This is a genomic window from Vibrio sp. KUL80 (genome assembly GCF_059725495.1).
This window is the reverse complement of the sequence record NZ_AP045842.1, coordinates 336,096-348,658: the sequence shown is the minus strand read 5'-3', so window position 1 is coordinate 348,658 and position 12,563 is coordinate 336,096. Positions and strand designations below refer to the sequence as shown.

At 46.7% G+C, this 12,563-nt stretch carries 13 protein-coding genes; 8 read left to right on the top strand and 5 right to left on the bottom strand.

Features of this window, described 5'->3' with window-relative positions; all coding sequences use genetic code 11:
• Positions 1 to 63: 63 nt before the first annotated feature.
• Positions 64 to 1,599, top strand: coding sequence for a MocR-like pyridoxine biosynthesis transcription factor PdxR (gene pdxR / locus AC6I8U_RS18170; RefSeq protein WP_394151315.1), 1,536 nt, complete (start codon positions 64 to 66; stop codon positions 1,597 to 1,599).
• Positions 1,600 to 1,682: 83 nt separating this feature from the next.
• On the opposite strand, the gene AC6I8U_RS18165 is transcribed toward pdxR, so the two are convergent.
• Positions 1,683 to 2,996, bottom strand: a complete 1,314-nt coding sequence (locus tag AC6I8U_RS18165) for an aspartate aminotransferase family protein (protein ID WP_498019188.1) — start codon at positions 2,994 to 2,996, stop codon at positions 1,683 to 1,685.
• Between the two features lie 242 nt (positions 2,997 to 3,238).
• Here AC6I8U_RS18165 and AC6I8U_RS18160 point away from each other — a divergent pair, with 242 nt between their 5' ends.
• From AC6I8U_RS18160 to hpaC, 3 genes are all read left to right on the top strand, one after another.
• Entirely contained in the window at positions 3,239 to 3,958 is a 720-nt protein-coding gene (locus AC6I8U_RS18160) for a TSUP family transporter (protein WP_498019187.1), read from the top strand.
• Between the two features lie 30 nt (positions 3,959 to 3,988).
• Positions 3,989 to 4,741: an SDR family NAD(P)-dependent oxidoreductase gene (locus tag AC6I8U_RS18155; RefSeq protein ID WP_498019186.1), complete on the top strand. Its 753-nt coding sequence runs from the start codon at positions 3,989 to 3,991 to the stop codon at positions 4,739 to 4,741.
• Between the two features lie 273 nt (positions 4,742 to 5,014).
• Positions 5,015 to 5,521, top strand: coding sequence for a 4-hydroxyphenylacetate 3-monooxygenase, reductase component (gene hpaC / locus AC6I8U_RS18150; protein WP_112462859.1), 507 nt, complete (start codon positions 5,015 to 5,017; stop codon positions 5,519 to 5,521).
• Positions 5,522 to 5,575: 54 nt separating this feature from the next.
• Here hpaC and hpaR read toward each other — a convergent pair whose 3' ends face one another.
• From hpaR to AC6I8U_RS18130, 4 genes are all read right to left on the bottom strand, one after another.
• Entirely contained in the window at positions 5,576 to 6,013 is a 438-nt protein-coding gene (gene hpaR / locus AC6I8U_RS18145; protein ID WP_081935721.1) for a homoprotocatechuate degradation operon regulator HpaR, read from the bottom strand.
• Positions 6,014 to 6,159: 146 nt separating this feature from the next.
• A complete protein-coding gene (locus AC6I8U_RS18140) occupies positions 6,160 to 7,458 on the bottom strand; it encodes a TRAP transporter large permease (protein WP_498019185.1) in 1,299 nt (432 codons plus the stop codon).
• On the bottom strand, positions 7,459 to 7,986 hold the full coding sequence (locus tag AC6I8U_RS18135) for a TRAP transporter small permease (RefSeq protein WP_498019184.1): 528 nt from the start codon (positions 7,984 to 7,986) through the stop codon (positions 7,459 to 7,461). It abuts the gene before it with no gap.
• A 5-nt stretch (positions 7,987 to 7,991) separates the two neighbouring features.
• Complete coding sequence (locus tag AC6I8U_RS18130) at positions 7,992 to 9,017, bottom strand: TRAP transporter substrate-binding protein (RefSeq protein WP_498019183.1); 1,026 nt, start codon at positions 9,015 to 9,017, stop codon at positions 7,992 to 7,994.
• 503 nt (positions 9,018 to 9,520) lie between these two features.
• Here AC6I8U_RS18130 and hpaH point away from each other — a divergent pair.
• The 4 genes from hpaH to AC6I8U_RS18110 are packed head-to-tail and all read left to right on the top strand — an operon-like array spanning position 9,521 to position 12,563.
• The gene (gene hpaH / locus AC6I8U_RS18125) at positions 9,521 to 10,324 is read left to right on the top strand and encodes a 2-oxo-hept-4-ene-1,7-dioate hydratase (RefSeq protein ID WP_042470151.1); all 804 of its coding nucleotides are present in this window, start codon (positions 9,521 to 9,523) and stop codon (positions 10,322 to 10,324) included.
• Positions 10,325 to 10,333: 9 nt separating this feature from the next.
• Positions 10,334 to 11,134 carry a 4-hydroxy-2-oxoheptanedioate aldolase gene (hpaI, locus tag AC6I8U_RS18120; RefSeq protein ID WP_498019182.1) on the top strand — a complete coding sequence of 267 codons (801 nt, stop codon included), beginning with the start codon at positions 10,334 to 10,336 and terminating at the stop codon, positions 11,132 to 11,134.
• Between the two features lie 14 nt (positions 11,135 to 11,148).
• Entirely contained in the window at positions 11,149 to 11,799 is a 651-nt protein-coding gene (locus AC6I8U_RS18115) for a fumarylacetoacetate hydrolase family protein (RefSeq protein WP_498019181.1), read from the top strand.
• Entirely contained in the window at positions 11,796 to 12,563 is a 768-nt protein-coding gene (locus AC6I8U_RS18110) for a fumarylacetoacetate hydrolase family protein (RefSeq protein ID WP_498019180.1), read from the top strand. Before AC6I8U_RS18115 ends, AC6I8U_RS18110 begins: the two co-directional genes overlap by 4 nt.

The window sequence follows — 12,563 nt, the reverse complement described above, 5'->3', positions numbered from 1 at the left end:
GTCTATTTCTTGCTCTCTTAATTAACAGTTAGTCGTCGTAATGTATTTCTGGAGGGGGAAGTTGTGGCCGTGGATTATCAGTGTTTTATTGAGTTTGATTCAACCAGAAGTTTACAAGAGCAGGTCCGTGAATACCTGGTGAAAGCGATTTTGTCGGGGATCTTCTCGCCTGAACAGGCGCTCCCATCTTGTCGTAAGCTGTCCCAACAACTTAAGGTTTCGAGGAATACTGTCTCTTTGGTGTATGAGAGTTTGCTAGACGATGGTTATCTAATCAGTCGTCCAAGAAGTGGGTACTATTTATCTGATGGCTATAAAGAAAGCTCGCAAGAGAGCGCTGCGAATATAGAGCTAAGTACAGATAATAGTGCAGACGCTGCACCAAATTGGGACGATAAAATAAAGGTGAATACCCACCAGTTTCCAAGAATTGTAAAACCGACACATTGGAGTTGCTATAAGTATCCGTTTATTTATGGTCAGCCCTATATTAATGATTTTCCATTATCACACTGGAGAGAGGCCACAAGAAAGGTGATTGCCGACTCCCACGATCATGGCTGGCTGTGCGACAAGGTTGATAAGGATGTTGAGTTGCTCGTTGAACAGATACGAACTCGCGTTCTTCCGCAAAGGGGCATTCACGCCAGCAATGATGAGATTTTGATTACCATTGGATCTCAAAACGGCCTCTATTTGTTGTCTCAGTTGCTGATGAATCGTGATTCAAGGGTGGGTGTTGAGAACCCTGGTTATAAAGAGGCATACAATATTTTCGGTTTGGCAGGTGCGCAGTTGCATCCACATCAAGTTGACGATGAAGGATTGAAACCAAACTCACTCTCTTCAATGTGCGACTATTTCTATGTAACGCCTAGTCATCAAGCGCCAACGGGAGTAACGATGAGCCAGCAGCGTCGAAAAGAGCTATTGGAACTTGCGCAGCGGAACGACGCCATCGTTATTGAAGATGACTACGACTCCAACAGTAACTTTGAGCTCAACCCTGCACCGGCTTTAAAAGCGCAAGACAAGTCCGGTAGAGTGATATACGTAAGTAGTTTCTCGAAAATCCTCGCACCAGGACTCAGACTTGGGTTTATTGTCGCTCCAGAGGAGCTTATTTATGAGCTGAGAGCGCTGCGCCGGTTGATGTTTCGTCATCCGCCGACTCGATTACAGATGGAGATGGCGCATTTCATCGCTCAAGGCTACTACGATAGCTTTGTACGTCGTTTTCGTGAGAACACCAGACAGCGCTGGGATATTATCAATGATGCCGTATCAAAACATATTCCATACTGCGACAGACTTGCCAAGAATGAACTGAGCAACGCTCTATGGTTGCAAACTCCCGACAAGATAAGTAGCCAAAGGCTTGTTTCGCGCGCTGCTCAGCATGGGGTGTTAGTGGAAACCGGGTATTCGCACTTTATGACGGCATCTCAGCCCGATTTAGGTGATCAATCGACAATGTCTAATACGTTGATGAGTAACGATGCTAATCGCTATTTCAGGTTGGGGTTTCATTCAATTGATAAAGCACTAATACAACCCGGTATCATCGAGCTCGCCAAAGCGTTTGATGGGCTAAGGTAGTGCCTTAATAGTTTGGTTAGCGGATAGTTTAGTGAGAGTGAAATATGAGTGCCAAGCAAATTGCTTGGCACTTATTATTTTTGTTAGTCGAATTCAGCTAAGACTTCATCAATAATAGCGACACCATGTTTGATCTCGTTTGGCTTGATGATCAGCGGTGGGGTGACATGAATTCGGTTGTTGACGATAAAGGTCAACAATCCTCGCGCTGTGAGTTTTTGCTTGATGAGTCCCATCTTCGCATTACTCAACGGCTCTTTGGTTGATTTGTCTTCAACAAGTTCTACTGCCCAAAACATCCCTTTACCGCGAATGTTACCAATGACGCTGCGCTGGTCGTACAAAGCCATTAAAGATGGACCTAGCAATGAGTTTCCAATCTCATCGGCGTAGTGAATGATGCCTTCTTCTTCCATTGCATCGATAGCCGCGACAATCGTCGACATGGCAAGTGGATGGCCTGAGTAGGTCAGTCCACCCATAAAGAATTCGGACTTAAAGAACTCGCAGATAGCTTCGCTAACCATCACGCCACCCACGGGCACATATCCGGAGTTGACCCCTTTAGCAAAGGTCACAAGATCAGGCGTCACATTGAAGTGTTCAAACGCAAACCATTTGCCAGTGCGTCCGAAGCCGACCATCACTTCATCGAAGACCAGCTGAATGCCATGTTGCGTCGCGATGTCACGCACACCTTGTAAGTAACCTTCAGGGGGCAATAGGAATCCAGCCGTTCCTGGGATGGTTTCAAGAATAATGGCGGCAATTGAGTTTGGTCCTTCGCACTCAATGACTCGTTTTAGGTGAGCAAGTGCGCGTTCGCATTCTTCTTGTTCGGAGGTCGAGTTGAACTCGGTGCGGTAGAGATAAGGATTAAAGAAGTGCACGTGGCCGCGACTATACTCATTTGGCACGCGTCTAAAGTCGCCAGTCGCTGCAATTGCTGAACCAGTGTTGCCATGATACGAGCGATAGGCTGAGAGGACTTTATCACGTCCAGTAAACTGCCTTGCCATACGAATGGCGTTCTCGTTAGCATCGGCACCTGCATTGGTAAAAAACACCTTTTTGAAGCTCGTTGGCGCACGTTCTAGAATACGCTTAGCAGCCATCCCTCGCGTGAGGTTAGCAGTAGCTGGCGCAATCGTTGCCAATGTATCTGCCTGAGCCTTCAGCGCTTCAATGACCTTAGGATGCTGATGGCCAATATTGGTGTTCACCAACTGGCTGCTGAAGTCCAAGTACTCCTTTCCATCAAAATCCCACATGGTGCAGCTTTGCCCATTAGCAATCGCGATGGGCGTCGCACTCTCTTGAACTGACCAAGAATGGAAGACGTGTTTATCCAGTTCGATAACGTCTTGGTTAGTGATTTCAGATGATAACAAATCCATTTTTCTCTCCTGTGCAATGACATCGCTCCTGAATCGCGAGCAGTACAGCTATCTTGGCGAGAAATGGCGTCATGGAAGTAGTGTCAGTTTCAAAAAAGTCGTGGGTCAGTAATTCCAGTATCTGTCTGCCCTAGAGGATTCTTCAAACTGGCTCTATGGCACCAAACGCAATCTATTTACATTGAAAACACACAGCGCATCAGTATTGAGATTTGAGGTCAGCATATTGGAACAGCATCGTCATGGCATGGATTGAGATAGGGATCGCGTCGGTACTGATCGTTTTTGCAGGAGTGGTACGTGGCTATTCCGGATTTGGTTTTGCGGTCATTGCGGCTCTGTGTTTGAACTTTGTTTTTACACCGATTGAGTCGATTGTTATCGCCATAACGCTGGACCTACTTAGTAGCCTTTGCTTGCTGCGGGGTGTGCATACCGAGATAGACAAACCGCTAGTCAAGAGGTTGATAGTAGGCATGCTTATCGCTACGCCGTTTTCGCTATTTGTCGTGTCTTGGATTTCATCTGAGGCTTTGAAAATGTTAATCGCCGGGCTGTCTATGGCGGCGGGAGGGCTGATAATGCTGGATTTAAGGCTGCGTTGGCTCGACAAGCGATATTCACTCGCAGTAGGGGCGTTCTCCGGGTTTGGTATGACTGCCGGTTCTGCTGGCGGGCCACCGCTTATTTTGTACTTGTTGAATCTGACGATGAGCAGCAAAGAGCTCAGGGCAACAGCCATCGTCTTTTTTATGGTCAGTGCTTTGACCTCATTGGTGGGGTTAACGGCAATTGGAGCGGTTAATAGATATTTGATGTTGGTCGGTCTTACATTGCTGCCGTTTGCTTTAGTGGGTAATTTGCTTGGGCAAAAGATGCATCAATGGCTACCTGAGCTCTCGCCAAGGTTCACTACAGCTCCAATTTTAATGGGTTTAGCGCTCGTTACTTTTTTACTTTGATATGGACTTACTTTGAAAGGGAACAGCAAGATGAAGAAAATTGCATTTATTACTGGCGCAACTTCTGGTTTTGGACGCGCAGCCGCAGAGAAATTTGCAAGTGAGGGGTGGTCTTTAGTGCTATCGGGAAGACGCTTGGCAAGATTGTTAGATCTTAAGGAATGTTTAGATGTCCCAACGCATGTCATTCAGTTGGATGTACGAGATGCAGCGGCTGTGAAAGAGGCTGTCGAATCCCTACCGAGTGAGTTCTCAGAGATAACCGCACTTATCAATAATGCAGGGCTAGCGCTGGCGCCAGAAGGCGCTGCAGAAGTGGACCTATCCGATTGGCACACCATGATTGATACCAACTGCACGGGGCTCGTCAACGTGACTCACGCCTTACTTCCGAAGCTAATTGAAGTAGGCGCGGGGACAACTATCATTAATGTTGGCTCTATTGCAGGACAATGGCCTTATCCAGGTAGCCACGTTTATGGTGCAAGTAAGGCATTTGTTAAGCAGTTTAGCTACAACCTGCGCTGTGACCTTCAAGGTACAGGTGTAAGAGTGACAGATCTCGCTCCAGGTATTGCTGAGACAGAGTTTACCTTGGTAAGGACCAAAGGCGATCAAACTGCCTCGGATAACTTATACAAAGGTACAACTCCACTTAGCGCTCAAGACATTGCTGAGCATATGTTTTATATCGCCAATCTTCCTGAGCACATCAATATCAACAGAGTTGAGGTGATGCCGACACGTCAAGCTTGGTCTCCGTTTGCCATTGATCGAGACTAGTCAGGTCATAACAAAAGGCTGTTCATAACAGTAAACCCATATGCTTAGCATATGGGTTTGTTGGTTGTGGGGCTGAATATGATTGAAATCCATTTACCTACCTTATTCCTTTACTTTTATCCCCTCGATGTATTGCTCCAATTGCTACGAAAAGTACAAGCGAACACGATAACTGTCTATGTTCCAAACGGTGTCAATAAACCACAATGAAAGCACATAACAGGGAGCGCTCTCCAAAGCGCCAAAACTCAGTCTAGCGAAAAGGAAGATACCATGTCTCTACAACAAGAATTTCGTAACGCGATGTCGAAGCTCGCAGCAGCCGTCAACATTGTAACCACGGGCGGTGAAGCCGGAACTATCGGTATTACCGCTACCGCCGTGTGTTCAGTTACAGATAGCCCAGCAACCTTGCTGGTGTGTGTGAACCGCTCCAGTGCTTCTAACGATATCTTTAAGCGCAATGGTCGTATGTGCATCAATACCTGTGCGAGTGAACACCAGGAAATGTCCATGCACTTTGCAGGGATGACAGGATTAGAGATGGAAGAGCGTTTCGCGTTGGAAGGCTGGAAGCTCAACCAGCATCAAGTGCCAGTATTAAACGGTGCACTAACCACGCTTGAGGGTCGCATCAGTGATATGAAAGAAGTGGGGACGCACACGGTGTTCTTTTTAGAAGTCGAGGCAATCACGACACAAGACAAAGATGCGCTCATGTACTTTGACCGTCAGTTCAAACATCTACAAGCAGATGTGAAGGTCGCCGAAGTGGCATAGTCGTTAAAAAGCTAAGTAGGAATAAAAATAAAAACACCCGCATAAGCGGGTGTTTTAGTGTTTGCTCGCGATAAGTTCGTTGAGCAAGTTAGAGAGCTCTGAATAACGATCCTCTCCAATACGCTCTTTTAGAGCGACATATTGCTCTTCAATTTGTGGCCGTAAGCGTTCTACCAAGCTTTCCGCTTTGGCAGTTAGGTGAATGTAGGACTTGCGTCCGTCGTGTTCGCACTTCTTCTTCTCTACATAACCAAGCTTTTCGAGTCGATTGATAATACCAGTGAGACTGGGACTGAGAATACAAGACTCACGAGATAGGGTAGTGAAGTCGATTTCGCCTTTGGTGTCCAATACACGCATAACGCGCCATTGCTGCTCGGTAAGGTCGTTACTTGCCAGCACGGGACGGAAATATTCCATGGCGATGTCTCTGGCTCTAATCAGTTGGAGCGGCAGAGAATCTTCGTATTTTGTCACTAAGTTAACCTTCATAATTTCCTTACTACTAATAAACCATATATCAGAAATAAAATGAAGTCATCCTATTGATATATGGTGATTTATTTGTCAATAAATACAGCTAGATATTTTACTCTAAATGAAAAAGTGGCTTCCCCAAAGGAAAGCCACTTTGCTTTTTAATACAACATGTTAGGCAAGAACAACACAATAGCGGGTATCAGAACAATAACGGCTAATCGAACCATATCCGCTACCCAAAATGGGAACACGCCTTTGAAAATAGTACCGGTGTTAATGTCTTTGATAATGCCCGAGAGAACAAATACGTTCAGACCCACTGGTGGAGTTATCAAGCTGATCTCCGTTACCACCACAACAACAATACCAAACCAGATAGGATCGAAGCCCAATTCAACCACGACAGGGAAGAAGATTGGCACCGTCAGTAGCATCATCGACATACTTTCAAACACGCAGCCTAGAATGATGTAGACCAGTAGAATTAAACCGAGCGCCATCATTGGTGTTACGTTAGCGGCTTGAATCATTTCAACTAAGGCAGTTGGCAGCCCAGCACGGTTAATAAAGTTAGACAGAATCAGCGCGCAAATGACAACAGCGAAGAGTGAAGCAGACGTTTTTGCAGTATCCACCAAAATATCACGCATCACCTGATAGTTGAGCTTGCGTCGATATGCGGCGAGAGCAAATGCACCTGTTGCACCTATACCAGCTGCTTCCGTTGGCGTAAAGGCTCCCACATAGATGCCTCCCATCACAAGCACGAATAGAAGTAGCGTTGAGAGGATGCCTTTTAGCGCGATAAATCTTTGCCCCCAAGGCATGCGCTCGCCGGGAGGTGCACTTTCAGGGGAGCGGAATACAACCCACTGTACTGCCGCAAGATAGAGCCCGATACCAAGCAGTCCAGGTAAGAAGCCTGCGGCAAAGAGTTCGCGAATACTGCTCTCAGTGAGCAGTCCATAAATTACCAGCATGACACTCGGTGGAATCAGAATTCCGAGTGTGCCACCTGCGGCGATAGAGGCGGCTGCTAACCCATCAGAGTAGCCATACTTTCGCATCGGCGGCATGGCAACTTGTGACATGGTGGCAGAGGTTGCAAGACTAGACCCGCATATGGCAGAGAACCCACCGCAGGCAAGAATCGTCGACATCGATAGCCCGCCTCGCTTGTGCCCAACAAAGGCATTACAAGCGCGGTAAAGCTCGTTCGATAAGCCCGCTTTGGTTACGAAGTTGCCCATTAAGATAAATAGTGGAATGACCGAAAGACTGTAGTCTTGGCCGGTATCGATGATGCGTCTTGCTGCCATCGACATGGCGGCATTCCAGTTGTAGTCATTGATATACCAAAAGCCGATAAATCCAACCACACCCATCGCAAACGCGAGAGGAAGGCGAAGAAATACCATAATGATCAATGCAGTAAAGCCGATAATTGACTCAATCATTTACGCCTCCTTGCTATTTGTGTTGACGGTTGGAGCAGGGCTCTTTTTGCTAAATAAGCCTTTTGCGTACACCAGAGCGTTGAACCCTGTAAGTGCGCCACCAACAAAGCCGGTAATGGAGATGAGATAAGTGACATAGCCTAGTGGCATTTCAAGGATCTCGGTCACCTCTTCGTATTCCAGAGAGCGTCCGGCTAGCTTCCAGTTCATCATTGCCACCAAAATAAGCGAGCAGCTGCAGATGAGGTTAATCACAATCTGCCTCACGCCAATCCACTTCTCTGGGAAGTAGTTGTCGAGCAGGTCAACACATATATTTTCTTCATTCCACGACACCAGTGGAAACGCCATAAAAACCATCACTGCGAGCAATACTTCGATGAGCTCAGTAGACCCCACCACGGGAGCGTTAAAGAAGTATCGACCAGTCACATCAACGAACGTTATCAACATCATGAGAAGTAAGCTGATGGCAGCGAGGGTTTCTAGCCCTCGCCGTATGGTCTTAGCAACACTAAAACCATTCATAGTGATTACAATCCTTGATCAAGTTGTTGGTAGAAATACTCATAAGCGGCAGGACCATCGACCTTGCGCTTTTTCGCAACCTTGTACCAGTTATTGACGAGCGGCTCGCTGGATTTTTTCAACGACTCAATCATTTCTAGTGATGCTGGAGTGAAAGTATGCCCGCCCTCTAAAGCGGTTTCGTAAGCAGCGTTGTCAACGTCATCCCACATTTTGCCGAACAAACGCGAGAGTTTTTCACCGGAAACATCTTTGATCGCTTGTTGATCTTCTTTCGAAAGTCCACGGAAGGTATCGATGTTCATAACGATGGCAAAGCTGCCGCGATACAGGCCGCCAGGAATCACTAGTGTATTGTCTGCAACTTCGGCAAGTCGGAATGAACTCAGCGCCTCAACCGGTTGATACGCGCCTTCAACGACACCTTGAGAGATAGACTCGTAAACTTTAGTTGTTGGAATGAAAACTGGAGTCACCTTCATATCTTTGGCGACAGAAGAAATCACACCACCACCGACACGAATTTTCTTACCCTGGATAGCTTCAAGGGACTCTACGGGATTTTTAGTAATGAGCTGACCGGGTCCGTGGACACTCAATGCCATCACTTCAACACCGCGGTGCTCACGCCCTTTCTTAAGGTACTTATCGTAGGTTCGCCAGTAAGCTTGCGACATTAACTCAGAGCTTGTGCCTTCAGAAAAGGTTGGAATTTCAGGTAACTGAGTCAACTGAAAGCGTCCTGCTTTGTGACCATGAAAAATCCAAGTGACATCACCGATGCCATCTGTAACGACATCAACTTGTGTTTGTGGTGGGGCGAGATCGTATTCAATTTTGATACCGACACGACCATCAGTCGCTTCTTCTATCCATTGTCCCCAAGTTGGCCATACAACCTTGTTGATGCCATGGTTGGGTGAACCCCAAGTACTGATTTTAATGACTTTTTCTGGTTCAGCGTGTACGGAAAAAGATCCCATAAGAAGTAGAGCAGTTGTAGTAATAGCGGCGACTTTATTTACTCGCATAACGTCTTTCCTTTCGTTTCACGGTTTATTAGTTGCTCGATCCTGCTTGAGCATTGCCCACTTAGTGAGTCGTTGTTTTGTTGATTACTTAATATATTAACTAGTTTCGCTCAAAATCAAATCGCCAGTGTTAATTAAATGTATCAATAATGCTTAATATGTTAACTAGATCAATGAATCAAAAATTAATCAGGGTTTTGTAAAACACTCTTAGTGATAGATGCCTCACTTTGCTCTTAATACCCATCAAAAATCATGACTCCTGTCACGGTATGTATGAAATGAAGTTACATTTCATCATTCTGTAAAATTGGAGTTTTAATTAAATTTATTTAAATACAGCAACTTAATCTGGATTTTGTCATTTCTGGACTTTACTTAACATATTAACTAAAGTACTTAACATATTAATTACTTTGGGCGGGTAACCGCTCAGTCAGCAAGACCAAAATAGAAAACAATAAGTCATTGCTTTAGCCAGCACGGAAACGAAAGGAAATCGAATGTTAACAGAAGAGCAAATTCAAGTAGCTGCCGAACGTCTCTATAAGGCAGAGAAAACCAGAGAGCAGATCGCTGCTCTTACGTTGGATTACCCAGAAATGTCGATGGACGATGCCTACAAGATCCAGAGCCGTTGGGTGGAACGCAAAAAACGCGAAGGGGCAGAGGTTAAAGGTTACAAAATCGGGCTAACGTCACGCGCTATGCAAATGGCCGTCAATATCGACCAACCTGACTACGGTGTGCTTTTGGATGACATGTTCTTTTCTGATGGTGCGCAGATCCCTGTTTCAGACTTCCTAGACCCCCGCATCGAAGTAGAGCTGGCTTTTGTTCTAAAGGACAAATTAGAAGGTGACAATGTCACTATTTTCGACGTCCTCAACGCGACCGATTACGTCATTCCTGCGCTTGAACTTATTGCAGCTCGATGCCATCGAACCGATCCCGAGACAGGCTATACCCGCAAGGTGTACGACACCATCGCTGATAACGCAGCAAATGCCGGCATCATTCTCGGTGGACGACCGATCAAACCAACAGAAATCGACCTTCGATGGGCTGGCGCCATGCTGTATCTCAATGGGCAGATCGAGGAAACCGGCCTTGCGGCTGGGGTATTGGGCCATCCTGCAAATGGCATCTGCTGGGTCTGTAAGCGCTTTGCGCCGCATGGCGTTTCTCTTGAGCCGGGTCAGGTCATTCTAGCGGGCTCCTTTACAAGACCCGTTCCAGTGAAAGAAGGCGATACGATTCATGCTGATTTTGGTCCGTTAGGCGGTATTTCAGTCAAGTTCGTGTAGGGGAAAGTTATGTTGGAAAACCAATTTAAACAGTCGCTATCAGGTAATGATCCTCTTTGGGGATTGTGGCTAGGACTGCCAGATACAAGCTGCGCAGAGATCTGCGGTGGTGCAGGGTTCGATTGGGTATTAATCGATGGTGAACACGCCTCGTTTGACCTAACCAATATTAAGTTTCATCTGCAAGCGCTCGCACCATACAACACGTCACCAATAGTCCGTGCTGAAGATGCTAACCCGACACTGATAAAGCGACTGTTAGATATTGGTGCACAAACTTTGTTGGTGCCAATGATCAATACAGCAGAACAAGCAGAAAATGTCGTGAAATCAGCCTTATACCCGCCGCTTGGTACTCGTGGTATTGGCAGTGCGCTCGCACGAGCATCGCAGTGGAATCGCATCCCACAGTATCTGCACCGCGCTAACGACCAGATTTGTATTTTGGTTCAAGTAGAGACCAAAGAAGCGATCGACAACATTGAGGCAATCGCCGCTGTTGAGGGCATTGATGGCATCTTTATTGGCCCGTCAGACCTAAGTGGTTCGATGGGGCACATTGGCAACCCTGGTCACCCTGAAGTGACTGCCGCCATCGATCACGCAATCGATGTGATTCAAAACGCAGGCAAAGCAGTGGGAATACTCTCTCTAAACCCAACCCAAGCGAAAGATTATGCCGATCGCGGCGTTACCTTCATCGGCGCTGGCGTCGATACGCTGCTTCTTCGCTTAAGCGCGGAGCAGCTCGCATACAAACTTAAACACGTTGACGATATTGAAACCCCCGTCATCGATAACGTCTATTAAAGGTAGGAAAAACGATGAATGCGAAATTACAAGGGAAAGTAGTTTGCGTGGCGCTCAACGATAGCCAGCAGCTCGAAAACCTAGCTGACACCTTTGAGCAACCACCTTACAAGGCATTGCCGATAGAACCTGTGCTGTATTTCAAACCGCACAATACTTGGAATCAGGATAACCGCGCTATCGAATGGCCCGCGAAGCAAAACGAGCTCGTAGTAGGAGCGAGTCTCGCAGTGATTATTGGCAAGCGTTGCTGTCGAGTGACTCAAGAAGAGGCTCTTAACTATGTGGAAGGGTTTGCGCTGTTGCATGATTTTTCTTTGCCAGAAGCAAGCTATTACCGTCCAGATATCAAGGGTAAATGTATCGATAAGTCTGCCACGATATCTGTCCCTGTGCTCACATCAGATTTGAGCAACTACAAAGAACTGGAGCTGGTGACGGCAGTTAATGGTTCGGTAAAGCGCTACTTTCCTTTGAGTCGATTAGAGCGTGATGTTGAGCAACTGCTTGAGAAGATCTCTCGCATTATGACGCTAGAGAAAGGGGATGTCATCGCGGTTGGTTTTGCCGGTGAGCGCGTCGAACTCCAACCATACGATCACGTCACCTCGACGCTTGGTGAGGTACTACGTTTAGAAAATATTGTCGCAGGAGGTGAGGAATGAAACGCGCACGTATTCAATATCAACAACAAGTGCTGAATGTGACAGTCAATGACGATCTATCGGTGAATACCGAGGCGGGTGATGTGATTGAGTCAGGCGCTTATGAGTTTTTGGTACCAGTAGAGAACCCAGGAACGATTTTCGCATTGGGTCTTAACTATGCCGATCATGCGTCAGAGCTCGCCTTTGAACCACCTAAAGAGCCGTTAGTTTTCCTCAAGGGTCAAAACACGCTAACACCGCACGGCAAGCCATCATATCGACCTGATGGTATCGAATTTATGCATTATGAGTGTGAGCTGGTTGCTGTGATTGGCAAGGAAGCACGCAACGTAAAGCGTGAGGATGCGCTGCAGTATGTGAGTGGTTTTACCGTGTGTAACGACTACGCCATTCGCGACTACCTAGAGAATTACTACCGACCAAACCTAAGGGTGAAAAGCCGAGATTCACTGTGTCCTATTGGTCCGTGGATTGTGGATGTAGAGGACATTGAAGATGTCACTAACCTCAAGCTTGAAACTCAGGTTAATGGCGAAGTGACTCAGGTTGGGACGACGGCCGACATGATCTTCGATGTGCCTTTCTTGATTGAGTACTTGAGTGAATTTATGACCCTAAGACCGGGCGATCTTATCGCGACAGGCACGCCTAAAGGACTCAAAGACATTCATCCAGGCGACGTGGTTCGCTGCGAAATCGAAGGAATTGGCGCGCTCGAAAATCCAGTGCTCTCAGAGCAAGATTTTTACGCTCAGCGATAG

Bases quoted from the DNA above. Each gene is read 5' to 3' on its own strand.
- AC6I8U_RS18165 (WP_498019188.1), bottom strand. From the start codon at position 2,996: ATGGATTTGTTATCATCTGAAATCACTAACCAAGACGTTATCGAACTG.
- AC6I8U_RS18160 (WP_498019187.1), top strand. From the start codon at position 3,239: ATGGCATGGATTGAGATAGGGATCGCGTCGGTACTGATCGTTTTTGCA.
- AC6I8U_RS18155 (WP_498019186.1), top strand. From the start codon at position 3,989: ATGAAGAAAATTGCATTTATTACTGGCGCAACTTCTGGTTTTGGACGC.
- hpaC (WP_112462859.1), top strand. From the start codon at position 5,015: ATGTCTCTACAACAAGAATTTCGTAACGCGATGTCGAAGCTCGCAGCA.
- hpaR (WP_081935721.1), bottom strand. From the start codon at position 6,013: ATGAAGGTTAACTTAGTGACAAAATACGAAGATTCTCTGCCGCTCCAA.
- AC6I8U_RS18140 (WP_498019185.1), bottom strand. From the start codon at position 7,458: ATGATTGAGTCAATTATCGGCTTTACTGCATTGATCATTATGGTATTT.
- AC6I8U_RS18135 (WP_498019184.1), bottom strand. From the start codon at position 7,986: ATGAATGGTTTTAGTGTTGCTAAGACCATACGGCGAGGGCTAGAAACC.
- AC6I8U_RS18130 (WP_498019183.1), bottom strand. From the start codon at position 9,017: ATGCGAGTAAATAAAGTCGCCGCTATTACTACAACTGCTCTACTTCTT.
- hpaH (WP_042470151.1), top strand. From the start codon at position 9,521: ATGTTAACAGAAGAGCAAATTCAAGTAGCTGCCGAACGTCTCTATAAG.
- hpaI (WP_498019182.1), top strand. From the start codon at position 10,334: ATGTTGGAAAACCAATTTAAACAGTCGCTATCAGGTAATGATCCTCTT.
- AC6I8U_RS18115 (WP_498019181.1), top strand. From the start codon at position 11,149: ATGAATGCGAAATTACAAGGGAAAGTAGTTTGCGTGGCGCTCAACGAT.
- AC6I8U_RS18110 (WP_498019180.1), top strand. From the start codon at position 11,796: ATGAAACGCGCACGTATTCAATATCAACAACAAGTGCTGAATGTGACA.